The sequence below is a fragment of the Sphingomonas sp. ID1715 genome, assembly GCF_013044515.1.
Taxonomy (GTDB): domain Bacteria; phylum Pseudomonadota; class Alphaproteobacteria; order Sphingomonadales; family Sphingomonadaceae; genus Sphingomonas_B.
This window is the reverse complement of record NZ_JABEPR010000004.1, coordinates 82,333-107,363: the sequence shown is the minus strand read 5'-3', so window position 1 is coordinate 107,363 and position 25,031 is coordinate 82,333. Positions and strand designations below refer to the sequence as shown.

General features: G+C 67.0%; 20 protein-coding genes. 15 read left to right on the top strand and 5 right to left on the bottom strand.

The features are described from left to right. Positions 1-5 precede the first annotated feature (5 nt). From HJG53_RS12125 to HJG53_RS12115, 3 genes are all read right to left on the bottom strand, one after another. On the bottom strand, positions 6-2,339 hold the full coding sequence (locus HJG53_RS12125; RefSeq protein WP_254447748.1) for a response regulator: 2,334 nt from the start codon (positions 2,337-2,339) through the stop codon (positions 6-8). A gap of 79 nt (positions 2,340-2,418) precedes the next feature. Then, positions 2,419-2,949: a tetratricopeptide repeat protein gene (locus HJG53_RS12120; RefSeq protein WP_171130930.1), complete on the bottom strand. Its 531-nt coding sequence runs from the start codon at positions 2,947-2,949 to the stop codon at positions 2,419-2,421. Between the two features lie 29 nt (positions 2,950-2,978). Continuing rightward, positions 2,979-4,151 (bottom strand): RsmB/NOP family class I SAM-dependent RNA methyltransferase, encoded by a 1,173-nt coding sequence (locus HJG53_RS12115; RefSeq protein ID WP_171131210.1) that lies wholly within the window; start codon positions 4,149-4,151, stop codon positions 2,979-2,981. Between the two features lie 71 nt (positions 4,152-4,222). Between HJG53_RS12115 and HJG53_RS12110 the strand changes: the two genes are divergently transcribed. Next, on the top strand, positions 4,223-5,842 hold the full coding sequence (locus HJG53_RS12110) for a M28 family peptidase (RefSeq protein ID WP_171130928.1): 1,620 nt from the start codon (positions 4,223-4,225) through the stop codon (positions 5,840-5,842). A 1-nt stretch (position 5,843) separates the two neighbouring features. Here HJG53_RS12110 and guaB read toward each other — a convergent pair whose 3' ends face one another. Beyond that, on the bottom strand, positions 5,844-7,301 hold the full coding sequence (gene guaB / locus HJG53_RS12105; RefSeq protein ID WP_171130926.1) for an IMP dehydrogenase: 1,458 nt from the start codon (positions 7,299-7,301) through the stop codon (positions 5,844-5,846). Positions 7,302-7,401: 100 nt separating this feature from the next. Here guaB and HJG53_RS12100 point away from each other — a divergent pair, with 100 nt between their 5' ends. The 9 genes from HJG53_RS12100 to HJG53_RS12060 are packed head-to-tail and all read left to right on the top strand — an operon-like array spanning position 7,402 to position 13,913. Beyond that, positions 7,402-8,376, top strand: coding sequence for an SPFH domain-containing protein (locus HJG53_RS12100; protein ID WP_171130924.1), 975 nt, complete (start codon positions 7,402-7,404; stop codon positions 8,374-8,376). Then, positions 8,373-8,849: an NfeD family protein gene (locus HJG53_RS12095; protein ID WP_368039571.1), complete on the top strand. Its 477-nt coding sequence runs from the start codon at positions 8,373-8,375 to the stop codon at positions 8,847-8,849. The genes HJG53_RS12100 and HJG53_RS12095 overlap by 4 nt, the downstream gene beginning before the upstream one ends. Then, positions 8,849-9,553 (top strand): response regulator transcription factor, encoded by a 705-nt coding sequence (locus HJG53_RS12090; protein ID WP_171130922.1) that lies wholly within the window; start codon positions 8,849-8,851, stop codon positions 9,551-9,553. The genes HJG53_RS12095 and HJG53_RS12090 overlap by 1 nt, the downstream gene beginning before the upstream one ends. Further along, the gene (locus HJG53_RS12085; protein WP_171130920.1) at positions 9,522-11,096 is read left to right on the top strand and encodes a stimulus-sensing domain-containing protein; all 1,575 of its coding nucleotides are present in this window, start codon (positions 9,522-9,524) and stop codon (positions 11,094-11,096) included. Before HJG53_RS12090 ends, HJG53_RS12085 begins: the two co-directional genes overlap by 32 nt. Further along, complete coding sequence (locus HJG53_RS12080; RefSeq protein WP_171130918.1) at positions 11,093-11,509, top strand: HPr kinase/phosphorylase; 417 nt, start codon at positions 11,093-11,095, stop codon at positions 11,507-11,509. Before HJG53_RS12085 ends, HJG53_RS12080 begins: the two co-directional genes overlap by 4 nt. Beyond that, the gene (gene rapZ, locus HJG53_RS12075) at positions 11,506-12,438 is read left to right on the top strand and encodes an RNase adapter RapZ (RefSeq protein WP_171130916.1); all 933 of its coding nucleotides are present in this window, start codon (positions 11,506-11,508) and stop codon (positions 12,436-12,438) included. The genes HJG53_RS12080 and rapZ overlap by 4 nt, the downstream gene beginning before the upstream one ends. Continuing rightward, a complete protein-coding gene (locus HJG53_RS12070) occupies positions 12,435-12,839 on the top strand; it encodes a PTS sugar transporter subunit IIA (protein ID WP_171130914.1) in 405 nt (134 codons plus the stop codon). Before rapZ ends, HJG53_RS12070 begins: the two co-directional genes overlap by 4 nt. After that, positions 12,836-13,108, top strand: coding sequence for an HPr family phosphocarrier protein (locus HJG53_RS12065; RefSeq protein ID WP_171130913.1), 273 nt, complete (start codon positions 12,836-12,838; stop codon positions 13,106-13,108). The genes HJG53_RS12070 and HJG53_RS12065 overlap by 4 nt, the downstream gene beginning before the upstream one ends. A 4-nt stretch (positions 13,109-13,112) precedes the next feature. Beyond that, positions 13,113-13,913 (top strand): RNA methyltransferase, encoded by an 801-nt coding sequence (locus HJG53_RS12060; RefSeq protein ID WP_171131206.1) that lies wholly within the window; start codon positions 13,113-13,115, stop codon positions 13,911-13,913. Here the strand turns inward: HJG53_RS12060 and HJG53_RS12055 are convergent. Beyond that, positions 13,910-14,599 carry a Crp/Fnr family transcriptional regulator gene (locus HJG53_RS12055; RefSeq protein ID WP_171130911.1) on the bottom strand — a complete coding sequence of 230 codons (690 nt, stop codon included), beginning with the start codon at positions 14,597-14,599 and terminating at the stop codon, positions 13,910-13,912. The genes HJG53_RS12060 and HJG53_RS12055 overlap by 4 nt on opposite strands. Before the next feature lie 176 nt (positions 14,600-14,775). Between HJG53_RS12055 and HJG53_RS12050 the strand changes: the two genes are divergently transcribed. From HJG53_RS12050 to HJG53_RS12030, 5 genes are all read left to right on the top strand, one after another. Next, positions 14,776-16,173 carry a multiheme c-type cytochrome gene (locus HJG53_RS12050; protein ID WP_171130909.1) on the top strand — a complete coding sequence of 466 codons (1,398 nt, stop codon included), beginning with the start codon at positions 14,776-14,778 and terminating at the stop codon, positions 16,171-16,173. Further along, complete coding sequence (locus tag HJG53_RS12045; protein ID WP_171130907.1) at positions 16,173-18,170, top strand: heme-binding protein; 1,998 nt, start codon at positions 16,173-16,175, stop codon at positions 18,168-18,170. Before HJG53_RS12050 ends, HJG53_RS12045 begins: the two co-directional genes overlap by 1 nt. 86 nt (positions 18,171-18,256) lie before the next feature. Then, a complete protein-coding gene (locus HJG53_RS12040; RefSeq protein ID WP_254447747.1) occupies positions 18,257-20,077 on the top strand; it encodes a hypothetical protein in 1,821 nt (606 codons plus the stop codon). Then, the gene (locus HJG53_RS12035; RefSeq protein ID WP_171130903.1) at positions 20,077-24,126 is read left to right on the top strand and encodes a multiheme c-type cytochrome; all 4,050 of its coding nucleotides are present in this window, start codon (positions 20,077-20,079) and stop codon (positions 24,124-24,126) included. Before HJG53_RS12040 ends, HJG53_RS12035 begins: the two co-directional genes overlap by 1 nt. Before the next feature lie 39 nt (positions 24,127-24,165). Beyond that, positions 24,166-25,020 carry a hypothetical protein gene (locus HJG53_RS12030; protein WP_171130901.1) on the top strand — a complete coding sequence of 285 codons (855 nt, stop codon included), beginning with the start codon at positions 24,166-24,168 and terminating at the stop codon, positions 25,018-25,020. Positions 25,021-25,031: the final 11 nt, after the last annotated feature.

Sequence of the window (25,031 nt, the reverse complement as noted above, 5' to 3'; positions counted from 1 at the left end):
GAAAGTTACTTGGCCGGCAGCGCCGCCCGCGCGGCCTCGGCAAGTTGCTGGACCGAAAAGGGTTTGGGCAGGAACGCGACATTCTCGATGTCGATCGACTTGCGCAATTGCTCCTCGGCATAGCCGGACATGAAGAGGATCGGCAGCTCGGGATATTTGGCCCGCGCGTGGCGTACCAGGGTGGGTCCGTCCATCGTCGGCATGACTACGTCGGAGATGAGCAGGTCGAAGCTTTCGCCGGCTTCGAGGCATTCGAGCGCTTCCTCGCCATTGCCGGCGGTGACCACCTTATAACCCTGGCGGGTGAGTGCGCGCTCCGCGACCGCGCGGACCATCGCCTCGTCCTCGACCAGCAGGATCGTGCCGGTGCCCCAGAGCTCGGCCGGCCGTTCCTTGGGCTGCGGCGCGGCCGGCTCGGGCAGTGCCTCAGCCTTGTGGACCGGCAGATAGATGACGAAGCTCGTCCCCTGCCCCAGCGCGGAGTCGGCGAAGATGAAGCCGTTCGACTGTTTGACGATGCCGTAGACGGTGGACAGGCCAAGGCCCGTGCCCTTGCCGACTTCCTTGGTCGTGAAGAAGGGCTCGAAGATCTTGGGCAGGATGTCGGGCGGGATGCCAGTGCCGGTGTCGGTTATGCTGATCGCGGTATAGTCCACGGTCGGCATGATGTCGCTCTTCATCCGGCGCACATCGGCGGCGGAGACGGCGAAGGTCTGCAGGGTGAGCGTGCCGCCTTCCGGCATGGCGTCGCGGGCGTTGACGGCCAGATTGACGATCACCTGCTCCAGCTGGCCCGGATCGGCACGGACCGAACCCAGATTACGGCCATGCTTGACGTTCAGCGTCACCGTCTCGCCGAGCAGCCGCTTCAGCAGGTTGAACACGTCGGAGACGACGTCCGGCAGCTGCAGGACCTGGGGACGAAGCGTCTGCTGCCGGGAAAAGGCGAGCAGCTGGCGAGTCAGGCTGGCGGCGCGGTTCGAGTTCGCCCTGATCTGCTGGATATCGTCATAATCGCTGTCGCCCGGCGTGTGGCGCATCAGCATAAGGTCGCAATGGCCGATGATCGCGGTCAGAATGTTGTTGAAATCGTGCGCGACGCCACCGGCGAGCTGACCGACCGCCTGCATCTTGGTCGCCTGGGCGACCTGCCGCTTCAGCCGCGATTCCTCGGCATTGTCCTTCAAGGATAGGAGCACCGTCGCCTCCCCCAGCCCGCGCGCGCCGGCGATCGACAGTGCCACCGGGTCGTCCGGGCGCGACTGGAGCCGAATGGCGATGTCGCCGGACATGGGCGGACCGGAGGCGAAGCGGCGTACCGTATCGGCCACCGCCGCCTTGTCCTCGCGCACGACCAGGTCGCTGGGGTAGACCGGCTTGGCATCGGCATCGATGCCGGCCACCCGCGCAAAGGCCTCGTTGAGGAAGAGGAAGCGCCCGTCGCGGTCGGCGAGCGCGAAGCCGAGCGGCAGCATCGCCAGCAACGTCTGAATATGGCTGGAGGCGCTGCCCTCGCCCAGCCGCGGCGCGCCATCGTCGTCGATCAGGAAGATCAAGGTGGCGCCGTTGCGGTCATTGGGGTCGAGCGGCACCTGCAGCAGCCGCACGGGGCCGCCGGTCGGGCCCTCGCGCTCGAACCGGATCAGCCCGCGCTTGTCGATGGTGAGCAAGGTGCCGAGATCGCGTCCGCCGATCGCGGCGTCGGCCGAGCCCGTCGCCCGCAGCGCGAAGACGCGGTTGGCGGCGCGGATGCGCGCGTCGCTGCCGATCAGCACACCCATGATCCCGGCTTCGCCCAGCCGCTCGCCGGCTTCCGAGCCGATCATGCGGCGCGCTTCGTTGAGCAGGTCCATGCTGGCGACCGGCCTGAAGCGCCAGAGCAGATGATCTTCGGCAGAGCCGACGCGCGTCAGCTCGACCGCGAGCGTGTCGCCATCGCGACGCAGCCCATCGGCCGAGGCCCGGCCCTCGCGCCACGCGACATGCTCGGCCTCGCGCAACCGTCCCGCTCCGGTATCGGCGAGCGGGAGCGCGGTCGGCGGCGAATAGCCCTCGAACCAGGCGGCATAGCTGCCATTAGCGCAGACGAGGCGTCCTTCGCGGTCGGTGACCGCCATCGCCACCGCATCATTTTCGATGGCCGCGCGGATCAGGGTCCAGTCATGGCCGGCCGCGACGATGGCGGCCTGCGGCACGGCGCGCTCCCGCGTCGCCATGGCCGCAGCGACCAGGGCGGCAGCCGTCACCAGAAAGCCCGTTGCGACGCGCCAGTCGCCGAGAAGCAGGAAGACGAGCAGTCCCGTGCCAAGCGCCGCGACCGCGATCGCCGCCGACAGCATCGCGGTGCCGCCCGTTCCCGAGCGGCCGTTGCTCAGCAAGGCCGGGGCAGCACGCGTCGCCATGACTGTTCGAGGGACCTTATTGCGGTTTGCGGGTCTGCTCTTCGGCGCCCGGCGCGGGCACTTTGGCCGAGGCCTGGGCCGAGAGCACGGCGGGCGGCGGCCCCTTCTCGATCAGCGCGGCGAGCCGCGACTCCTCGGGGCAGTTGCCGCCGCACAGGCGCTTGACCTTGGCGAGATTCTCGCGCGCCTTGATTACCGCGCCCTTCTGGACGAGCGCATCGCCCTGTCCCGCGAGCGCCGCCACGTCGTTCGGCTCGAGCTCCAGCGCCTCGCGGTAGAAGCGGATCGCCTTGCCAGGCAGACCCTGCGCCTTGGCGATCTCGGCCAGGTCGACGAAGGCGCGGCGGTTCTTCGGATCGACGACCAGCGCGCTTTCGAGCAAATCATTGGCCTGTTCGAGATTGCCGGACGCGCGGGCTGCGCGTGCCTGATCCGACAGAGCGAGGGAGCGCGGGTCCACCTGCGCATCCGGCTTTTGCCCCTGCACCGCCGTCGTGATGGCAGCGACGCCGAGCATGGCCGCAAGTGCAACAGGAACCAAACGCATAGACCTCTCCAACTTCGTCCGGCGGCTTCCTAGCATGGTCGCTCCAACCGCGCGACGAAAAACCCGTCGGTGCCGTCTGCACCCGGAGACAGCAAGACCCCGGCGCCGCGTCCGGTTCCCGCATCCGCGAACGGTCGGACCGGGCACCAGTCGGGCTGCGCCTCAAGGAAGCGCGCGGCCTGATCCGCCCCTTCCTCGTCGAGCAGCGAGCAGACCGCATAGATAAGCCGCCCGCGCGGACGAACCAAGCGGGCGCCAAGCTCCAACAGCCGCGCCTGCAGACCGGTCAGCCGCGCCAGGCGCTCTGGCGTGAGCCGCCAGCGCGCTTCGGGATTGCGCCGCCACGTGCCGGTGCCGGAACAGGGCGCGTCGATCAGCACGGCGTCCGCTACGCCGACGAGATCGCCCAGCGCCTCCAGCTCCCGCCCCGGATCGAGCAAGCGAGTCTCAATGTTGGCGGCGCCCGCCCTCATGGCCCGCGGTGGGAGGCGGGACAGGCGCGCGCGGTCGGCGTCGGAGGCGATCAGTTTCCCCTCGCCCCCCATCTCGGCGGCGAGCGCCAGGGTCTTGCCGCCCGCGCCGGCGCAGAGATCGACGACCGTTTCACCCGGCTGAACGCGGCATGCGATCGCGATGAGCTGGCTGCCCTCGTCCTGCACTTCGATGCTGCCGTTTAGCCAGAGCGGATGCTGCTCCACGATGATCGGCTCCGCGAGCCGGACGCCTTCGGGCGCGAGGCGCGTGGGCTGGGCACCGGGGAGTTCAGTCAGCACCTGCTCGCGATTTGTCTTGAAACGGTTCACCCGCAGATCGAGCGGTGCACGCTCGAGCAGCGCCGCGGCATCGACATGGCCGAGCCGAGGCGCGAGCCACAGCGGCAGGGGCGACGCTGGAGCGACCGGTTCGTCTGCCGTCAGTGGCGCCGGACCATGTGCCGAGCCGTCGAACAGGTCGCGCAACTCGGGCCGGTCCTGTGCCAGGCCGAGCATGGCGGCGCGTCCGCTCACCGGTCGCTCTCCGGCACGTCGGATCGCCTGATAGACCAGTTCACGGACTGCGCGCCGGTCCTTCGAGCCGGCATAGCGGCGGGTCTTGAAGTAACTGGCGATCAGCGTGTCGGCGGCGGCTCCAGCGTCGCGCGCCGCGGCAATGACGAGGTCGAGCAGCTCGATCGCGGACTGGACGCGGGCGGCTGGCGTCATGACCGCAAGCCGCTTGGCGCAGCCGTAGCGATCTGCCACGGCATGGCAGGACTCTGCACAAGGATTTGAGAATGCGCGCGATCCTGCTTGCTCTTCTGCTCTCCGGCACGGCCTCCGCCCAGACGGGGGGCCCGATCCGCGGGGAAGCGATCAAGGCACATGTGCGGATCCTGTCGGCCGATGCTTTCCACGGCCGGGGGCCGACCCAGGCCGGCGAGCAGCCGACGCTCGACTATATTTCGAAGCAATTCGCGGCGGCGGGACTGGAGCCGGCTGGCCCCAACGGTTCCTGGCTGCAGGACGTGCCGCTGATCCGCTTCGACCGCAGCTCGGCCAGCGCGAGCATGACCGTCGCCGGTCGCAGCATTGCCCTTACGCCGGGCCAGGAGATCACCGCAGCCCCGTCGGGCGAAGGCACCGCCGCCCTTGCCGACGTGCCAATGGTGTTCGGCGGCTATGGCGTGATCGGCCAAGGCTTCGATCCGTTCGACGGCGTCGATGTGCGCGGCAAGGTCGTCGTCGTGTTGTGGGGCGATCCGGACGTGGAGGCCGGGCGCGACCTCGGCTTCGGCGGGCGCGCGGCGACGCTGGCGGGACGAACGGGCTCCAAATTCGCACCGTTGCGCGCGCGAGGTGCCGCCGGCATCGTCACCGTGCACGAGGACTTCCCGGCGAGTTATCCCTGGTCGCAGATCGCCAATGGCGACCGCCTGCCCAGCTTCGTGCTCGATCAGGGTGGCGCCGTCCCTCAAGCCGGCGAAGCGCGGATCAACATGCGCGGCGATGTCGCCCGCGATCTGTTCCGCCGCGCCGGCCTCGACTTCGACGCGCTGAAGCGGCGGGCGCAGGACAAGGGCTTCCGCTCGGTCCCGATCGGCAATGCGCGCCTGACCGCGTCCGTCAGTGCCACCGCGACGCGCGTCGTCAGTCACAACGTCGTCGGGCTGTTCAAGGGCACCGATCGGGAGCAGGAAACGGTCCTCTATGGCGCACATTGGGATGCCAATGGTGAGAACGCGTCCGACCCGCCCGCCGACCGCATCCGTAACGGCGCGATAGACAACGGCATCGGCACGTCCGAACTGATCGAGGTCGCCAAGGCCTATGGCAGGGCTCCGCGGCCCCTCCGCTCGGTCCTGTTCGCTGCCTGGACGGCGGAAGAAAAGGGCCTGCTGGGTGCGACCTGGTACGCGGGGCATCCGCTGCGGCCACTCGAGACCACGGCGGTCGCGCTGAACCTCGACCCCCATCTCGCGCTCGATCGAGCCCTCAATATCGATCTGATCGGGCCGGGCCGGACGCCGCTCGAAGGCGATCTGGCGCGCGTCGCCAAGTCGCAGGGGCTGAGGCTCGATCCCGAAAAGAACAGCGAGGCCGGCTGGTATTTCCGCTCCGATCACTATCCGTTCGCCGAAAAGGGCGTGCCGACCGTGTATTTCCGCGCCGGCAAGGACCTGGCCGAGGGCGGACTGAAGCGCGGCGAGGCAATCACGAACGTCTACAACACCCGCTGCTACCACCAGACCTGCGACGAGTTCGACTCTCGCTGGACGCTGAACGGCGCTGCGCAGGAAGCGAATGTCGCCTATGCACTGGGCCGCGAGATTGCCGACAGCGCGCGCTGGCCGAACTGGAACCCCGATACGGACTTCGCCGCGACCCGCGCCAAGAGCAACGCTGCGCGGCACTGAGCTAGCGGGTCGGATAATTCGGTGCCTCGCGCGTGATCGACACGTCGTGGACATGGCTTTCGCGCAGGCCGGCATTGGTGATGCGGACAAAGCGCGCCCGGCTCTGGAGCTCGTCGATCGTGCGCGCCCCGGTATAGCCCATCGCCGCCTTCACACCGCCGACCAGCTGGTGGATCACGTCCTTGGCCGGACCCTTATACGGCACCTGGCCTTCGATCCCTTCGGGAACGAGCTTCAGCTGGTCCTTGATGTCCTGCTGGAAATAGCGGTCGGCCGAGCCGCGGGCCATCGCCCCGACCGATCCCATGCCGCGATAGGATTTATAGGCGCGGCCCTGGTACAGGAACGTCTCGCCCGGCGCTTCCTCGGTGCCGGCGAGCAGCGAGCCGACCATCACGCAGGACGCGCCCGCCGCCAGCGCCTTGGCGATGTCGCCCGAAGTGCGCAGGCCGCCATCGGCGATCACCGGCGTGCCGGACTTCGCCGCCTCGCGCGCCGAATCCATGATCGCAGTCAGCTGCGGCACGCCGACACCGGCGACCACCCTTGTCGTGCAGATCGACCCCGGACCGATGCCGACCTTCACCGCGTCGGCCCCCGCATCGATCAGCGCGCGCGTCGCTTCACCCGTCGCCACATTGCCGGCCACGATCTGCACCGAGTTGGAGATCTTGCGTACGCGCGCCACCGATTCCGCCACCATTTTCGAATGGCCATGGGCGGTGTCGATCACGATCAGGTCGCATTCGGCATCGAGCAGCGCTTCGGTCCGCTCGAAACCCTTGTCACCCACCGTCGTAGCGGCGGCAACACGCAGGCGTCCGCTCGCATCCTTGGTCGCGTTCGGATGCAGCACGGCCTTTTCGATGTCCTTGACCGTGATCAGGCCGACGCAGCGATACTCCTGGTCAACGACCAGCAGCTTCTCGATGCGGCGATGGTGTAAGATGCGCCGCGCTTCGTCTTGGCTGACATCAGTGCTGACGGTCGCCAGATCGTCACGGGTCATCAACTCGGATACAGGCTGGTTCGGGTTGCCGGCAAAGCGCACGTCGCGGTTGGTGAGGATGCCGCACAGCCGCCCCGACGCCTCGACCACCGGGATGCCTGAAATCCGGTTCTCGGCCATCAGCGCCTGCGCCTGGGCGAGCGTCGCCGTCGGCGCGATGGTGATCGGGTTGACAACCATGCCGCTTTCGAACCGCTTCACCTGGCGCACCGCCGCCGCCTGTTCCTCGACCGTCAGATTGCGATGAAGGACGCCGATGCCCCCCAGCTGCGCCATGACGATCGCCATTTCGGCCTCGGTCACCGTGTCCATCGCCGAAGAAAGGATCGGGATGTTGAGCGAAATGTCGCGCGTCAGGCGGGTGCGGGTATCGGCTTGGCTGGGCAGGACTTCGGATTCGGCGGGTTTCAGCAGGACATCGTCGAAAGTGAGACCGAGTTCGATGTCCATGCGCGCCAATGCCCTTGAGTCGAAGATTGGCGGGCCATGTAACCATTGCTTGGCCGCCGCGCTAGCCGCATAACCGGATCACCTCTGGGGGGAGCGCCACATGGCAGAGACAGCCACTTTCTTCATCCTGGTCCTCGTCATCATCTACCTGGCAGCGAGCGTGAAGGTTGTCCGCCAGGGCTTTGAATATACGATCGAATATTTCGGGCGATTCGTAACGGTCGCGAAGCCCGGCTTCAATTTCTATCCCGCATTCTTCTACCGTGTCGGCCGCAAGGTGAACATGATGGAGCAGGTGCTCGACATCCCCGGGCAGGAGATCATCACCAAGGACAATGCGATGGTCGCGGTCGACGGCGTCGTCTTCTTCCAGGTGCTCGACCCCGCCAAGGCCGCCTACGAGGTCTCCGATCTCTACATCGCGATCATGCAGCTGACGACGACCAACCTGCGCACCGTCATGGGCTCGATGGACCTGGACGAGCTGCTGTCGAAGCGCGACGAGATCAACGCGCGGCTCCTGTCCGTCGTCGATCACGCGACCAGCCCCTGGGGGGTCAAAATCACGCGCGTCGAGATCAAGGATATCCGCCCGCCCGCCGACATCTCCAACGCTATGGCGCGGCAGATGAAGGCCGAGCGCGAGAAGCGCGCCGCGATCCTGGAGTCCGAAGGCCTGCGCGCCTCCGAGATCCTGCGCGCCGAAGGCGAGAAGCAGGCGCAGATCCTGCAGGCCGAGGGCCGCAAGGAAGCCGCGTTCCGCGATGCGGAAGCGCGTGAACGTTCGGCCGAAGCGGAAGCGAACGCCACGCGCGCCGTCAGCCAGGCGATCGAGTCCGGCAGCGCCCAGGCGATCAACTATTTCGTCGCGCAGAAATATGTCGAGGCGGTCAGCCAGTTCGCCACCTCGCCGAACGCCAAGACCATCCTCTTCCCGGTCGAGGCCACCCAGCTGATCAGCACGCTGGGGGGAATCGGGGAACTCGCGCGCGACGCCTTGAGCGGCGACAAGGCACCGGCCGCCTCCGCAGAACGCCCGCGCCGGCCCGGGCCCTTTGAAGGTCAGCCTCAGTGACCCTCGACTTCGACGCCTATTGGTACTGGATGATCGTCGCGGTGGTGCTCGGCGTCGCCGAGATCATCGTGCCGGGCGTGTTCCTGATCTGGGTCGCGGCCGCCGCGGCAATCACTGCGCTGGTGACTCTCATCGCCGGGCCGCCGGTCGCGCTGCAATTCACGATCTTCGCCGGGCTGGCGCTGATCGCCACCTGGGGCGGCAAGAGATGGTATGTCCGCCATCCGGTACCGTCCGCCGACCCGCTGCTCAACGACCGCGCGGCGCGACTGGTGGGCGAGACGGTCGAGATCACCAGTGCGATCGTCAATGGCCGCGGCCGTGCGCGGGTGGGCGACAGCGAATGGAATGTGCGCGGCCCGGACGCGCCGGCCGGCAGCTGCCTGCGCGTGATCGGCGTCGAGGACGGCGCGCTGGTGGTGCGCCAACCCTCGACATTGCCGGACCGGGCGGGTTCGATTAGCGAGTCCTGATGGCCGCCACGATCGCCCTGGTCGACGACGACCGGAACATCCTGACATCGCTGTCCATCGCGCTGCAGTCGGAGGGCTTTGCGACACGCCTCTATTCGGACGGCGAGGCGGCGCTGAAGGCGCTGCTCGACAATCCGCCCGACATTGCGGTCTGTGACATCAAGATGCCGCGCATGGACGGGCTGGAGCTGCTGCGTCGGCTGCGCGAGAAAAGCACCCTGCCCGTCATCTTCCTGACGTCGAAGACCGACGAGCTGGACGAGGCGCTCGGCCTGGCGCTCGGCGCCGACGACTATATCGCCAAGCCTTTCTCGCAGCGGCTGCTGATCGCCCGAATCCGCGCGATCCTGCGGCGGGTCGAACTGAGCAAGCCGCAGGCGGAGAATGCCGAACCCGCTGCCGAACCGCTGGTGCGTGGCGAGCTGCAGATGGACCCCGCCCGCCATCGCGTCACCTGGAAAGGCAAGGACGTGACCCTGACCGTCACCGAATTCCTGATCCTTGAGTCGCTCGCGCAGCGGCCCGGCGTCGTCAAATCCCGCAACCAGTTGATGGACGCCGCCTATCAGGACGATGTCTATGTCGACGATCGCACGATCGACAGCCATATCAAGCGCCTGCGCCGCAAATTCCGCCAGGCCGACCCTGAGTTCGACGGCATCGAGACCCTTTATGGCGCCGGATATCGGTTCGCCGAGTCCTGAGGCGAGCGAGCCGCCGCTGCGCTGGTCGGGGCGGGTCTCGCTCACGACGCGCATCCTGGCGGTCAACGTGTTCGCGCTGGCGCTGCTCGCTGGAGCGTTCTTCTACCTGCAGAGCTACCGCTCGCGGCTGATCGACTTTCGCGCGGATCGGGCAGTCCGCGAACTCGGCCTGATCCACGACGCGCTGCAGACGACGCCGCCAGCGCAGGTGCCGCCTCTGCTGGTGCGGATGGCGCAGCGGACCAAGAGCCGGTTGCGCGTCTATGACGCCTCGGGTGCGGTCCGCTACGATACTTGGGCGATCGCCAAGCCGAATTACGCGCTGCGTGACCCCGCCGAGGAAGCCTGGCAGCGCCATGTCGCGCGCTTTCTCGACCGGGCGATCGACTTCGTGACGCGGGCGAGGCGGCCGCACAGTTACGAAGAACCGCGCCCCGACCGCGCCGAGGCCTGGCCGGAAATCCGCAAGGCGCGGGCCGAACAGATGGGCTTCGCCGAGGAGAGCTTCGCGCCCGACCGCACCTTCATGATCACGGCGGCCGCGCCCTACCGGGACGGCGCGCTGCTGATGACCACCAACGCCCGCGACGTAACCCGCATCGTCCGCCGTGAGCGGTGGCGGCTGGGGCTGATGCTCCTGGGCGTGTCGATCCTGTCGGTATGGCTGTCGATGTTCCTGGCACGCACCATCGTGAAGCCGCTTCGCAAGCTGGCGCGCGCCGCAGTGCGGGTGCGGCTGGGCCGGGCGCGCGAAGTCACCGTGCCGCGGCTGCACGGCCGCCGCGACGAAATCGGCTCACTCGCCCAGGCCCTGGCCGACATGTCGCAGGCGCTCCGGCAGCGGATCGACGCGACCGACGCCTTCGCGGCCGACGTGACGCACGAGCTGAAGAACCCGCTGGCCTCGCTCCGCTCCGCAATCGACGCGCTGCCCAAGGTTCAGGACGAGACCCAACGCGAGCAATTGCTGGCGATCGTTCAGGATGACGTGCGGCGGCTCGACCGGCTGATCACCGACATTGCCGAGGCGTCGCGCCTCGATGCCGAGCTGTCCCGCGCTCGGCTGCAGCGGATCGACCTCGGCCATGTGATCGAGTCGATGCTGAAGGCGCGCGAGCTCCGCGGCCCTAATCCGCGTGGCGTCGAGATCGCCTTTGCGCGGCCGCGGATCGGCACGGCGGTGGTGCGCGGCGACGAGTTCCGGCTGGTGCGGATCATCGAAAACCTACTCGACAATGCGATCTCGTTTTCACCCGATAACGGCCTGGTGCAGCTCACCACCACCCGGACCGGCGACGAAGTGATCGTCAAGGTGGAGGATCAGGGGCCCGGCGTTCCGCCCGAGCTGCGCGACTCGATCTTCCGCCGCTTCACCAGCGTGCGGCCCGAAGGCGATCGGGCGGAGAGCCATTCGGGCCTTGGCCTCGCTATCGCCCGCGCGATCGCCGATGGCCATGACGGCAAGCTCGAGGTCGAGACCCGCGACCAGCGGCCGTCCGGGGCCGCCTTCATCCTGCGCCTGCCGGCGCTCGACGAGCAATGAGCGACCTGATCCACGCTACCGCCGTTGCGATCGGCGACCGCGCCGTGCTGATCACCGGCGCATCCGGGGCCGGCAAGTCGGACCTGGCGCTGCGTCTGATCGACCGGGGCGCCACGCTGATCAGCGATGATCAGGTGCTCCTGACGGTGAAGGACGGCACGCTGGAGGCCTCTCCGCCCGAGCGGATCGCCGGCAAGATGGAGGTGCGCGGGCTCGGCATCCTCTCCTTCGATCATCGCGCCGGCGTGCCGGTGGCGCTGCTGGTCGAGCTCGGCCGGACCCAGCGCATGCCGGAGCCGGCGCGCGAAGCATTGCTGGAAGTCGCCATACCAAAGGCGCTGATCGACCCGTTCGAGCAAAGCGCGCCGATCAAGGTAGAACTGGCACTGGAACATTGGGGGCTGCGGCCATGAGCGATCCGGAGCGCCTGCTGCTCGTCACCGGCATGTCGGGCGCCGGCAAGTCGACCGCGCTCGACACGCTGGAGGATCTCGGCTGGGAGGTCGTCGACAATCTGCCGCTGACGCTGCTCGACCGGCTGCTCGACACGCCGCCCTCGGGCACCGGGCCGAAGGACAGCAGGCCGCTCGCGATCGGCGTCGATTCGCGGACGCGGGGCTTCGACGCTGAAGCGATGGTTCGCCGCCTGTCGCGGCTGCGTCAGAAGGCGATGTTCGACGTCTCGACGCTGTTTCTCGACTGCGCAGGCGCCGAGCTCGAGCGCCGCTATGACGAGACCCGTCGCCCCCACCCGCTGGCACTCGATCGGCCCGCAAGCGACGGCATCGCACGGGAGCGGGAGCTGCTGGCCCCGCTCCGCCAGGCCGCGGATCACCTCGTCGACACGACCGACCTCAGCCGATCCGGCCTGCAGCAGGAAGTCCGGGCGCGGTTCGGCCACGAACATGGGCCCGAAATGGTTCTCTCGGTCATCTCGTTCGGCTTTTCGCGTGGGCTGCCGCGCAATGCAGATCTGGTGTTCGATCTGCGTTTCTTGCGCAATCCGCATTGGGACCGGGTGCTGAAGCCGATGACCGGCCTCGACCCGGCGGTGGGCGACTATATCGCCCAGGATCCCGCTTATGAGGCGGCCGTCGGGCAGATGGAGGAGCTGCTGCTCACCCTCCTCCCCCGCTATCAGGCGGAAGGCAAAGCCTATGTCACCGTCGCGTTCGGCTGTACCGGAGGGAGACACCGCTCCGTCCACGTCGCGGAACGGGTTGCTCGCCGGTTGCGCGACGCGGGATTTTCGCCCACGGTCGCGCATCGCGACCTCGCCTCCCTGCCCAGGGATGCGGTGGAAGAGCCCAGGGGCTCGCTGAAGGATTTTGAGACGAAATGATCGGACTTGTGCTGGTGACCCATGGACGGCTCGCCGCGGAATTCGTCGTGGCGATGGAGCATGTCGTGGGCCCGCAATCCGCGGTCGAGTCGATCTGCATCGGCCCGGATGACGATATGGAGCTGCGCCGGGCCGACATCGCCAACGCGATCCGCGCGGTCGAAGGCGGACGCGGCGTGATCGTGCTGACCGACCTGTTCGGCGGCACCCCGTCCAACCTCGCCATCTCGCTGATGCAGCCGGGCAAGGTCGAAGTGATCGCCGGCATCAACCTGCCCATGCTGATCCGGCTGGAAGGGGCACGCCGGACGATGAACGTCAAGGACGCGGTCGCGGCGGCGCGTGAAGCCGGCCGCAAATATATCTCGGTCGCTTCGGAAGTGCTCGGCGAGGCCGCATGAGCCAGATTTCGCGCATCGTCCAGATCACCAACAAGCGTGGCCTCCACGCCCGCGCCAGCGCTAAATTTGTCACTCTGGCGAGCGGCCTTCCCGCCAAGGTGGCGGTGCGCAAGGATGGGGCGAGCGTGACCGGCACCTCGATCATGGGGCTGATGATGCTGGGCGCGGCGATGGGTGATACGATCGAGATCAGCGCCTCGGGCGACGGCGCCGAAGAGGCCGTCAAGCAACTGGCGGTGCTGGTCGAAAGCAAGTTCGGCGAGGAATAGCGCCCTGCGCCAGATTACCGGCTTTTCCAATGAACTCGTCAAGCGCGTGCGCAGCTTGCGCGACAAGAAGCACCGCAAGCGCGAGGGGCTGTTCCTAGCCGAGGGCCTGCGCATCCTCACTGAGGCGCGGGATGCGGGCGCCTTGCCGGATATACTGTTCTTCGCGCCCCAAGGCGGCGATCACCCGCTCGCTCAAAGGCTGATCGCCGAGACCGAGGCCGCGGGCGGCGAGGTCATCGAGACGACACCCGACATCCTGTCCAAGCTTTCGGGCAAGGAGAATGCGCAGACCCTGGTGGCTGCCTATCGGGACCGCCTCACGCCGCTCAGCGAACTGGACCGGGGCAGCGCGGATATCTGGATCGTCGCGCAGGCCCTTCGCGACCCCGGCAACCTCGGCACCATCCTGCGCACCTCCGATGCGGTCGGTGGCGGCGGGTTGATCCTGGTCGACGATTGCGTCGACCCCTTCTCGGTCGAGGCGGTGCGCGCCAGCATGGGCGCACTCTTCACCCAGGCCATCACGACCGCGCGTTGGGCCGAGTTCGTTGCCTGGCTGCGAGACGGTCCGGGCCAGTTGGTCGGCACCAGCCTGCGCACCGACATCGACTATCAGGCGCCGAGCTATGCGGCGCCGACCTTCATCCTGGTCGGGAACGAGGCGCAGGGCCTGCCACAGGCCTATGAGCAGGAATGCGACCTGCTGGTGAAGATGCCGATGCGGGGCAAGGCCGACAGCCTGAACGCCGCCGTCGCGACCGCCGTCATGGCCTATGAAGTGCTGAACCAGCAGCGCCGGGGCTAACGGATTCCCCCGGCTTGTGCGACGGCCTTGTTCATTTCCTGCAGTTTGTGACGGAGCGCGGCGGCGAAGCTGACCTCGACCGCGTGCCGTACGTCATGATGGGCGTCGAGGTAGAGCCGGAGGCTCTTGGCCGGCGCGCACCACAGGCGGGCGGCCGATTGTAGCGTCACCGTAGCGCTCGCCGTCTCTCCCGACAGAACCGTGACTTCGCCAACGAGATCGCCCGCGCCGACGCGGCCGACCGCCTTGCCGCCGCTGCTCACTTCGGCGTCGCCCTCGGCGATATAGAAGAGGTGCGTCACGGCTTCACCTTCGCGGATCAAAGTTTCACCGGCCTTGCCGGTCAGCCACAGCCCCTGATCCAGGAAGTGCCGGGCGCGCGCCCGCGGCAGGCCGGCGAGCAGCGCCTGCAGCATCGGCTCCTCTTCTGACGTGAAGCGAACCGCTGCATTGCTCCGCATGAACTGCAGCAGCAGGACGAGGTTCACGAGCAGCAGCGCGACGTTCCAGAACAGCAGCGCGGGCTGGAAGCTGAACAGTCCGCTCGCCAGGATACCGGCAATGGCCGAGGCTACCACGCCGATCCGCACCCGGACCAGCCGCGCCGGCAGCATCGCCGCGACGAGCAGCAGATATTGCAGATGGCCCATCGCCCAGGCGAGGCCCGAGCTCGTATCCCCTTCCATATTCGCCTCCCCAGCTCCGCGCCTTGATCGATCATGATGGATTTGCCAGCAATATCCACCAGCTTTTCGCGCGGCCCCGCTTGCCAGCCGCCGCGCATGCCAGCATAACGGCGACAAAGGATAAGCGGCGGGTCGCGTACGCCGGATCAGGTCAAACTTGGGGGGCCAGCGCGAGTATGAGTGGGGTATTAGCGAGCCTGCGGGCGCGCGCCGCGGCCAGCCTGGCGATTTGCTTGTGCCTGGGCCTAGTCGCGATCGCTCTCGTGATCGCATTCGCCGCTTCACCGTCGACTGCGCAATCCGCGCGTCCCGCTGCCGCGCATCTGGGCGTGGCGAGCTGCTCAGGATCGACCTGCCATGGTCGCCAGGAAGGCGACGGCAAGATCGTTCGCCAGGATGAGATCAAGCTCTGGCAGGAAGAATCGACCGCGGGCGGCACGCACAGCCGGTCGCTGCGACTGATTTCCGGCGCGCGCGGCCAGGCCATAGCGGCTCGGCTGGGCATCGGCGACCCGACGTCCGCGCAGATGTGCCTCGGCTGCCATGCCGATCCCGCCCCGGCGCGCGGTGCGCGGTTCCAGAAGAGCGACGCGATCGGCTGCGAAGCCTGCCATGGCGGGGCGCAGAACTGGCTACAGTCCCACTACACTGTCGGCGCCAGCCATGCCCGCAATGTCGCCCAGGGCATGGTCCCGCTGGAAAACCCGAAAGTGCGCGCCGGCGTGTGCCTGGATTGCCATTTCGGCAGCGCCGATCCGGGGCAGTTCGTCAACCACCGGATCATGGCCGCCGGGCATCCGCGCATCTCGTTCGAGATGGACCTGTTCTCGACGCTGCAGCAGCATCACAACGAGGATGCGGACTATGCCGCGCGCAAGGGCCGCACCGACAATGTGCGCATGTGGGCGACCGGTCAGGCGATGGCGCTGGAACGGGCGCTATCCCTCTACTCGACGCCGCGACTGGGCCAGGAAGGCGTATTCCCGGAATTCTACTTCTTCGACTGCCACACCTGCCACCGTCGGATCTCCGACGAGCCGGGCGCGCGGCCGACCAACATCGCCAATCCGGGGCGTCCGATCCCCGACGGCATGCCGGCGTTCAACGACGAGAACATGATCATGCTGGCGGCCGCGGCGCGCGTCGTGGCGCCCGATCTCGCACGCCGCTTCGACGCCGATGCGCGCGCCTTTCACGCGGCGCTGGCCCGGGATCGCGCCAGTGCGGTGGCGGCGGCGGCACGGTTGCGCGAGACGGCTGGCGCGATGGCCGACGCATTCTCGCGCCGAAGCTTCGGCCGCCCCGAAACCTTCGCCATCATCGACGCAATCGCGAGCGAGGCGATCAGCCCGCGCTTCACCGATTATGAAGGCAGCGTGCAGGCGGTGATGGCGCTAGACACCCTGCTCAACGCGCTCGTCAACGGCGGCGGCGTCAATGGCAACGCAGCGACGGCGATCCGGGCCGAGATCAACCGCGCCTATGCCGCCGTGCGTGAGCCTAACAGCTACAAGCCCCTCGAATTCCGCCGCGCCCTTGGCGGCGCCGCCCGAACGATCCGGACCCTCAGGTAATGCGTAAAGGCGTTCTGTATTCCAGTTGCGGCACGGCCGCGCATCGAACGGCCGCGGCGATTGCCGTAGCCTCGCTGCTGCTCGCGTCGTGTGGGGGCGGCGGCAGTTCGCCTTCCCCCGCTGCCACGCCTCCGCCTTCCCCCACGCCTACCACGGTCTACACGGCGCCGGCGCAGGAAGCCCTGACCCTCGCCGATGTCCAGCGGATCATGGCGCAAGGCGTAGCCGAAGCGAAGGCGAGTCAGCGGCCGGCGGTGATCGCCGTGGTCGACCGGGTCGGCAACGTGCTCGGAATCTTCCGCATGACCGGGTCGCCGCAGAATTTGACGGTCGCGTCCGCCCCCGACGGCAGCAAGCGCGATATCCAGGGCATGGTCATTCCGGCCGAAGGCGGCGCGATCGCCAAGGCCATCACCGGCGCCTATTTGTCATCGGGCGGCAACGCCTTTTCGAGCCGCACCGCCAGCCAGATCGTCCAGCAGCATTTCCCGCCGGCGCCGAATGCGGCCGGGCTGGAGAGCGGTCCATTGTTCGGCGTGCAGTTCAGCCAGCTGCCCTGCTCCGACCTTGCCGCGCGGTTCCTCGCCAATGGTGGGCCGACCGCGTTGATCGGGCCGAAGCGCTCGCCGCTCGGACTGTCGGCGGATGCCGGTGGCTTTCCGCTCTATAAAAATGGTGTCCTGGTCGGGGGCGTCGGCGTGATGGCTGACGGCGTCTACGACTTCGATCCCGACATCACCGACTTCGAAGGGCTGGACGAAGAATATATCGCGCTCGCCGCGACGTTCGGCTTCGAGGCGCCGGAGTCGATCCGCGCCAACCGGATCACGGTCGATGGCACCTCGCTCCGCTATAGCGATGCCGTCCCCGCCCAGCTGAAGAGCAATCCCGCCAACGCTCCGGCCTATTCGACGATCATCGGTGTCGAAGGCTCGCTGGCGCCGGTGCGCGATTATGTCGATCTCTCGCTGCGGGCAGGCGTCGCCTATGGGACGGAGCAGTCCGGCATCCGCCGCGCCACCAGTGCCGAGTTCAACAATCCCGACGCCTTCATCCTGACCGACGGCCTTGGGCGGAACCGCTATCCGATTCGCGGCGGCACCGATGGCGGCGCGGTAGCGCAGCCGCTGACCGAGGCCGAAGTCCGCGCCGTGCTCGAGGAAGCGTTCAAGATCATGAGCCGGGCGCGTGGACAAATCCGCCAGCCGCTCGACAGCCGCGCCCAGGTCTCGATCTCCGTTGTCGACACCTATGGCAATGTGCTGGGCATCGTGCGGGCGCCCGACGCGCCGATCTTTGGCATCGACGTGAGCCTGCAAAAGGCGCGGACCGCGACCTTCTTCTCCAATCCGCTCGCGGCACAGGAACTGGGCGCGGCGATTCAGCCGGAAGTCGGCCAGTTCGTGCAGCGGCTGCGCGACTTTCTCGGCGACCCGACCGCGCTGACCGGCAAGGTCGCGTTCAGCGACAGGGCGAACGGCAACCTGTCGCGCCCGTATTTTCCGGACGGCGAAGTCGGCCGGCCGAACGGTCCGCTCAGCCGCCCGATCAGTCAGTTCAACCCCTTCTCGACCGGCCTGCAGACGGCGCTGATCAAGCCGAATGTGGATGAGCATGTCGCCTATCTGAAGCTCGACGTGCCGATCGACACGCCGCCGCGCTGCACCAAGCTGCTCGACATCACGCCGATGCACAACCGGCTGGCGAACGGCATCCAGATCTTCCCCGGTTCGGTCCCGATCTATCGCGGCACCACTTTGGTCGGCGGCATCGGCATTTCGGGCGACGGTATCGACCAGGACGACATGATCAGCTTCCTGGGACTGGCCAATGGCGGCAAGCGCGTCGGCACGATCGGCCATGCGCCGCCGGAGATGCGCGCCGATCGCGTGGTCGTGCGCCTGCCCGACAGCCGGGAGGTGCGGCTGCGCTACGTCAACTGCCCCTTCGCGCCGTTCCTCGATTCCAACGACCAGAATGTTTGCCAGGGGATCTGATGCTCTGGTCCGCCTCTCTCCTCGCGCTCGCGTTTGCCGGACAGGAAGGCGCTGCTGCGCCTGAGGCCGTGCCGCCACCCGTGGCGATGCCGGGAGCCAATCCGGAGCCGCAGGACCTGGAGGCACCGGATTCGGGGCTGATCGACGGTCGCCGCCGCCCGGGCGTCACCCAGCGCGAGCTGCCGGACAAGGTGGAGCAGGACAATCCGGGCGCGGTCCGTGCGCCGCCGCCCGAAGCCTTCCCGACCAGCGAATTCCCGGTGCCCGACCGCTGGCGCCTGATCCAGTCGCTCGGTCTGGCGAAGGAGCGGTTCCTCGATCCCTATCACCAGAACACCTACAAGGGCGACCGTCCGCTCTGCATCCCGACCGATGAGGAGCAGGAGCGCCGGCGTCGCGAAGGCCTGCCCAAATGCCGCACGCCCAAATTCCTGGGACTGGACGGCGACGACTGGTTCTTCTCGATCAATGCCGCGTCCGACACGGTCGTCGAGCCGCGCAGCTTCCCGATCCCCGTCGGCAACCAGACCACGACGCGGCCGGACAGCAACGACGTATTCGGCAAGCCCTATTCGAACGTGTTCTCGCAGACCTTCATCTTCGGCGCGTCGCTGGTGAAGGGCTATACCGCGTTCAAGCCGCCCGAGATCGAGTATCGGGTCAGCCTCGCCTACAACATCAACTATGTGACCGTGCCGGAGCGGCGCGTGCTCTTCGTCGAGCCGTCCAAGGGCACCAAGCGGCTCGACCACTTCCTCGGCGTGCAGGAAGCCTTCATCGACTATCACATCCGCAACACGTCGGACCGCTATGACTTCGACTCCATCCGGGTCGGCATCCAGCCGTTCCAGAGCGATTTCCGGGGCTTCCTGTTCAACGACCTGCAGCTCGGCATCCGCCTGTTCGGCAATCGCGACAACAACCGCTTCCAATATAATCTCGCGGCCTTCTGGCGGCTGGAAAAGGACACCAATTCGGGCCTGAACTCGGTGGTGCAGGCGCCGCGGCGCGACTGGGTGTTCGTCGCCAATGCTTATCTGCAGGACTTCCCCGTCCCGAGCTTCACCAGCCAGGCAACCGTCGTCTACAATATGAACCGGGAGCAGAACCGGATCGAGATCGACGACAATGGCTTCCCCGCCCGGCCCGCCCTGCTGGGCGACCTGCGCGGCCGCGAATATGACGTCGTTTATGTCGGTTTTAATGGCGACGGGCATTTCGGCCGGATCAACCTGACCGTCTCCGCCTATGGTGCGTTCGGTGAAGACCGGAACAGCTTCTTCACGTCCAAATCCGCCAAGATCCAAAGCTATTTCTTCGCAGCCGAGCCCTCGATCGACTTCGACTGGATCCGGCTGCGCGGCGCCGCACTCTATGCCAGCGGCGACAAGAACCCGTACGACAACAAGGAAACCGGGTTCGACGCGATCTTTGAGAATCCAATCTTCGCCGGCGCCGATACCAGCTACTGGATCCGCCAGACGATCCCGTTCGCCGGCGGCGGCCGCGCGGTCGCGCTCAATGGCCGCAACGGGATCCTGAACACGCTCCGCTCCTCCAAGGAGCAGGGCCAGTCGAACTTCAACAATCCGGGCACGGTGCTGGTCGGAGCAGGCGCCGATTTCGACCTGACGCCGACCACGCGCTTCACCTTGAACGCGAACCATCTCTGGTTTGCGAACACCGCGACGCTGAAGGCGCTGCGGGTCGAAGGCTCCATTCCGAAGGACATCGGCTTCGACCTGTCGGCGGCGGCGATCTGGCGGCCCAAGGCCAACCAGAACATCGTCTTCCGTTTGTCAGGCGCGCTGCTGCAGCCGGGCGACGGCTTCAAGGACCTGTTCGGCAGCCGCCCGCGCGACCACCGCTTCTATTCCGTCCTCTTCAACGCGATCCTGACCTACTGATGCGCGCCATTCACGCCCTGCTCGGCTCTCTCGTTCTGCTGATCGCGGCGCTGATCGGCCCGCAGTTGGTCGCCTCCTCCGCCGAGAAGCCGGTGGCGCGCAGCTATCCCTTCTTCCCGCCGGCGCCGCGCGACCGAACGCCCGAGGACATGACGGCGCAGAATGAAGGCTGTCTGGGCTGCCACACCGCGTCCGACGCGCCCACGATGCACGTGTCGCCCGCGGTCGCGATCTCCTGCGTCGACTGCCATGGCGGCACGCCGCTCAAGGAAGCCGTCGATCCGGCCTGGAAACATGACGATCCGCGCTATGTCGCGCTGCGCAACAAGGCGCATGTGCTGCCAAAATATCCTGAGAGCTGGCACTGGCCGTCATCCGCCAATCCGGAGCGCGGCTATACGCTGCTCAACAAGGAAGCGCCGGAATATATCCGCTTCGTGAACCCATCGGACTATCGGGTCGCCCGCGAGTCCTGCGGCGCCTGCCACATGGAAGTGATCGAGGCAGCCGAGCGTTCGATCATGGCGTCCGGTGCGATGCTGTGGGGTGGCGCGGCCTATAATAACGGCATCGTGCCCTTCAAGAATTACGTGCTGGGCGAGGCTTATACCCGCACCGGCGAGCCGGCGAAGATCATGTCGCCCGGCAGCCCGCACGGTACGGTGAGCGATGCGCAGAAAAGGCGCGGCGCCCTGCCCGTCCTCTATCCCCTCCCTGCCTGGACGGTTATTCCGCCGGCCGACATCTTCCGCGTGTTCGAACGCGGCGGCCGCACGATCAACTCGAACTTCGCCGAAATTGGCCTGCCCAACTCGACCGGCTCGATCCAGCGCCTGGACGAACCGGGTCGGCCGGACCTGAAACAGTCGAACCGCGGCCCCGGCACCGGTCTGCGCGTCGCCATCCCCGCGCTCAACATCCATAAGACGCGCCTGAACGACCCGTTCATGTGGTTCATGGGCACGAACGACCAGCCGGGCGATTATCGCCAGTCCGGCTGTGCGGGCTGCCATGTCGTCTACGCGAACGACCGCGAGCCGCGGCACAGCCTGACCTATGCGAAGTTCGGGCGCGACGGGCAGACCGCGACCGTCGATCCCACCATTTCGGGCAAGATGCAGTCGGCGAGCCATGGCTGGGCTGCCAAGCACGGCGCCTTGAAGGGCGGCGACTCCCATGGTGCGGCGCCTGCGGAAGCGACGAAGGAGAAGGGCCACCCGATCCAGCACGCCTTCACGCGCGCGATCCCGACCGCCCAGTGCATGAACTGCCACATGCACCAGCCGAACATCTTCCTGAACTCGTATCTCGGCTACACCATGTGGGATTACGAGTCCGACGCGCCTTTCCTGTGGCCTGGACCCGAGAACAAATTCCCGCGTCCGGCCGGCATGTCGGACGCCGACTATGCGAAGAAGTTCAAGACGCAGCGCCGGCCGACGGCGGCCGAGGTGCGCACAATCAACGACCGCAACCCCGAAGCAGCCGCCGCGCGGGGCCTGTGGGGCGATCTCGAGATCCTGCGCAACGTCTACGACATCAACCCGCTACTGAAGGACACGCAGTTCGCCGATTATCACGGCCATGGCTGGAACTTCCGCGCGATCCTGAAGCGTGACCGCGAAGGCAATCTGCTCGACGCCGACAACAACAAGGTCGATCCGAACGACCCCGAGAAATGGCGCAAGCAGGGCGAAGGCAAGTTCGTCGAGCCCGGCACCAATCCCGGCAAGACCGTCCACATGATGGACATCCATGCGGAAAAGGGGATGCAGTGCGCCGACTGCCACTTCGCGCAGGACAATCACGGCAATGGCCTGATCTATGGCGAAGTCGCCAACGCGATCGAGATCGGCTGCAAGGATTGCCACGGCACCGCCGACGCCTATCCGACTTTGCTGACCTCCGGCCCGGCGGCGCCGCCGAGCGGCAACAACCTTGCCCTGCTGCGCAATGCCGATGGCCAGCGCCGCTTCGAATGGGGCACCGACGACCACGGTCAGCGCGTGCTGATCCAACGCTCGATCGTCGATCCGAAGCTCGAATGGCGAGTCAGCCTGGTCAAGGATTCGGTCGATCGCTCGTCGACCCATTTCAATGCCAAGGCGGCGCGCGCCAAGCTGATGTCGCGGCGCGGGGCGGAAGACGGCAAGTTCAGCTTCGGCGCGGGCGTGAAGATGGGCGACCGCGCCCATGGCGACGACAAGATGGCCTGCTACACCTGCCATCTGTCCTGGACCACTTCATGCGGCGGCTGCCACCTGCCGATCGAGGCGAACTGGAAGACCAACAGCCACAAATATGAGGGCGAAGAGACGCGCAACTTCGCGACCTACAACCCGCAGGTGGCGCGCGATGACATGTTCCAGCTGGGCCGTCACCAGACCACCAAGGGGGCGATCATCGCGCCGGTGCGGTCATCATCGGCGCTGGTGCTGAGTTCGACGAACCTCAATCGCGAACGCATCTATGTGCAGCAGCCGCCGGTTTCGGCCGCGGGCTTCTCGTCACAGGCATTCGCGCCGCACTTCCCGCATACGGTGCGGAAGGCGGAGACCAAGACCTGTTCGGATTGCCACCTGTCGGCGAATGACGACAACAATGCGATCATGTCGCAGCTGCTGCTGCTCGGCACCAACTTCGTGAACTTCGTGGGCATGAATGCGTGGACCGGTCTCGAAGGCGGGTTCGAAGCAGTCCGCGTCACCGAATGGGACGAGCCGCAGGCGGTGATCGGATCCTATCTGCACCGCTATGCCTATCCCGATTTCTACAAGCTCCATGTCGAGCAGAATGGCCGCGAGCTGAAGGAGTGGACGCGCGGTGCCCGGTTCGACGGCGACCTGTCCGGCGAGACCAACGCCCCTGAGATCTTCCGCAACGTCGTGCAGAACACCGGCGGTGCGGTCGGCTGCCTGCAGCTGCGCGGCGAATATATGTATGTCGCCGAAGGCCGTGGCGGCTTCCGCGTCTATGACGTGGCGTCGATTGGCAACAAGGGCTTCTCCGAGCCGATCGTGACCGGTCCCTTCTCCGGCCTCGGCCACGACACGCATGTCGCGACCCGCAACGCTACCTGCATGGCACTGCCGACGATGCAGGCGATCAATCCGCTGCGCAACACGGCCGACATGCGGAAGATGAACGAGGAGCAGGCGTTCCACCCCATCTACAACTATGCGGTGATCACCGATGCCGAAGAGGGTCTGATCCTGGTCGACGTGACCACGATGGCCGATGGCGAGTTCCGCAACAACTTCCTGAAGCGGAGCGTCACCTGGAACCCGGGCGGGGCGCTCAACGGCGCGCGGCACATCACTTTGGCCGGTCATATCGCCTATGTGACCACGGCTCGCGGCCTCGCGGTCGTCGATCTCGACGATCCCAGGCATCCGAAGCTTGCGGCCGAAGTGCCGCTGCAGGACGCGCGCGCCTCCACGATCCAGTTCCGTTATCTGTGGGTCAGTGACCGTGACGGCGTGAAGCTGTTCGACGTAACCAACATGCGCGCGCCCACGCCCGTCCCCGCGGGCACCATCCCGCTCGCCAACGCACGCAAGATGTATATCGCGCGCACCTATCTCTACGTCGCGGCAAAGGGCGATGGTCTCGCGATCGTCAACGTCACCAAGCCGGCGGCGCCGGTCGTCTACCGCAAGGAGACGTTCGGCGGGCAGCTGAACGATGCCGAGGACGTGATCGTCGGCACCACCAACGCGTCGCTGATCGGCTACGTCGCCGATGGCCGCAACGGCCTCAAGGTCGTGCAGCTTACCAGCCCGGGCAGTCAGCCGAATTTCTACGGCTTCAGCCCGGCGCCGATGCCGGAGCTGATCGCCTGGGCACGCACCCCCTCCCCCGCAATGGCGCTCAGCAAGGGTCTGGATCGCGACCGCGCGGTCGACGAGCAAGGCGGGCAGATCGCGGTCTTCGGTCGGCTGGGCGCCCGTCCCTTCACCCGCGCCGAAATGGAGAAGCTTTTCTTGGGTCCGCGCGGCATTCCGTACAAGGTCGTGGACACGCCCGACATGCGCGACTGGATGGACTAAGGCTTCACAGCCGGCTGCTTGCGCCTAGAGTCGGCACCGATGCTCTCATTCTCCATTCTGTTGGCCGCAGGCGCCCCACCGCCGCAGGGTTCGGACACGATCACGGTCACCGCACGCCCGGCCGAGGAGGTTCGGCGCGAAGCGCAGCTCTATGTGAAGGCGACCGGCGTCGCGCAGCAGCCGGTCGCGCGTTGGATCGACCCGGTCTGTCCCAAAGTCCTCGGCATCGCCCCCAAGCTTACCGAGCGCGTGGAGCGCCAGGTCCGCGCCGTCGCCGAGCGCGTGGGTGCGAAGGTTGCCAAGCCGAAGTGCCGGAGCAATCTTCTGATCGCCTTCGTGAAAGGTGGTGACGCCGTGGTGCGCCGCATCGCCGCCAAGGCCCCGCACCAGTTCAAGGATGTCGACGCGCAGCACCGCGCCACTCTCTATGGCGGCACCGCCCCCATACGCTGGTGGCACGCGATCCGCACCCGCACCGGGGACGGCATGCGCGACATGGGCAATGACGTTCCCGCCTTCGTGCAGAGCGCCGCTCCGGGCGGCGTACCGCTCGGCGGCGACATCCACCTTCAGTATCGATCGAGTCTCGCCAGCACGCAGGTCGTCCGCGCGCTGCAGGTCGCGACGGTGATCATCGATGTCGACCGGGCGGAGGGGCAGACACTCGACAGCGTAACCGAGTTCGCCGCGCTGGTCGGCCTCGCCGAGGTTCAGCCGAGCCCCTCGCTGCCGGGCAACTCGATCCTCAGCCTGTTTGCGGCAGAGGGACCCAAGCAGCTGACGCCGCTCGACACGCAGTTCCTTCGCGCAATCTACAAGCTGCCGCTGGACCGCACTGCATTCGCGCACCGCAGCCTGCTGGTGAAAGGCCTGACCGGACAAGAAAGCGAGTGAAGCCATGGCTG

What these genes read in the sequence shown, in the direction of transcription:
- HJG53_RS12125 (WP_254447748.1), bottom strand. Translation starts at nt 2,339, where the DNA reads ATGCTGTCGGCGGCGATCGCGGTCGCGGCGCTTGGCACGGGACTGCTC.
- HJG53_RS12120 (WP_171130930.1), bottom strand. Translation starts at nt 2,949, where the DNA reads ATGCGTTTGGTTCCTGTTGCACTTGCGGCCATGCTCGGCGTCGCTGCC.
- HJG53_RS12115 (WP_171131210.1), bottom strand. Translation starts at nt 4,151, where the DNA reads ATGACGCCAGCCGCCCGCGTCCAGTCCGCGATCGAGCTGCTCGACCTC.
- HJG53_RS12110 (WP_171130928.1), top strand. Translation starts at nt 4,223, where the DNA reads ATGCGCGCGATCCTGCTTGCTCTTCTGCTCTCCGGCACGGCCTCCGCC.
- guaB (WP_171130926.1), bottom strand. Translation starts at nt 7,301, where the DNA reads ATGGACATCGAACTCGGTCTCACTTTCGACGATGTCCTGCTGAAACCC.
- HJG53_RS12100 (WP_171130924.1), top strand. Translation starts at nt 7,402, where the DNA reads ATGGCAGAGACAGCCACTTTCTTCATCCTGGTCCTCGTCATCATCTAC.
- HJG53_RS12090 (WP_171130922.1), top strand. Translation starts at nt 8,849, where the DNA reads ATGGCCGCCACGATCGCCCTGGTCGACGACGACCGGAACATCCTGACA.
- HJG53_RS12085 (WP_171130920.1), top strand. Translation starts at nt 9,522, where the DNA reads ATGGCGCCGGATATCGGTTCGCCGAGTCCTGAGGCGAGCGAGCCGCCG.
- HJG53_RS12080 (WP_171130918.1), top strand. Translation starts at nt 11,093, where the DNA reads ATGAGCGACCTGATCCACGCTACCGCCGTTGCGATCGGCGACCGCGCC.
- rapZ (WP_171130916.1), top strand. Translation starts at nt 11,506, where the DNA reads ATGAGCGATCCGGAGCGCCTGCTGCTCGTCACCGGCATGTCGGGCGCC.
- HJG53_RS12070 (WP_171130914.1), top strand. Translation starts at nt 12,435, where the DNA reads ATGATCGGACTTGTGCTGGTGACCCATGGACGGCTCGCCGCGGAATTC.
- HJG53_RS12065 (WP_171130913.1), top strand. Translation starts at nt 12,836, where the DNA reads ATGAGCCAGATTTCGCGCATCGTCCAGATCACCAACAAGCGTGGCCTC.
- HJG53_RS12055 (WP_171130911.1), bottom strand. Translation starts at nt 14,599, where the DNA reads ATGGAAGGGGATACGAGCTCGGGCCTCGCCTGGGCGATGGGCCATCTG.
- HJG53_RS12050 (WP_171130909.1), top strand. Translation starts at nt 14,776, where the DNA reads ATGAGTGGGGTATTAGCGAGCCTGCGGGCGCGCGCCGCGGCCAGCCTG.
- HJG53_RS12045 (WP_171130907.1), top strand. Translation starts at nt 16,173, where the DNA reads ATGCGTAAAGGCGTTCTGTATTCCAGTTGCGGCACGGCCGCGCATCGA.
- HJG53_RS12040 (WP_254447747.1), top strand. Translation starts at nt 18,257, where the DNA reads ATGCCGGGAGCCAATCCGGAGCCGCAGGACCTGGAGGCACCGGATTCG.
- HJG53_RS12035 (WP_171130903.1), top strand. Translation starts at nt 20,077, where the DNA reads ATGCGCGCCATTCACGCCCTGCTCGGCTCTCTCGTTCTGCTGATCGCG.
- HJG53_RS12030 (WP_171130901.1), top strand. Translation starts at nt 24,166, where the DNA reads ATGCTCTCATTCTCCATTCTGTTGGCCGCAGGCGCCCCACCGCCGCAG.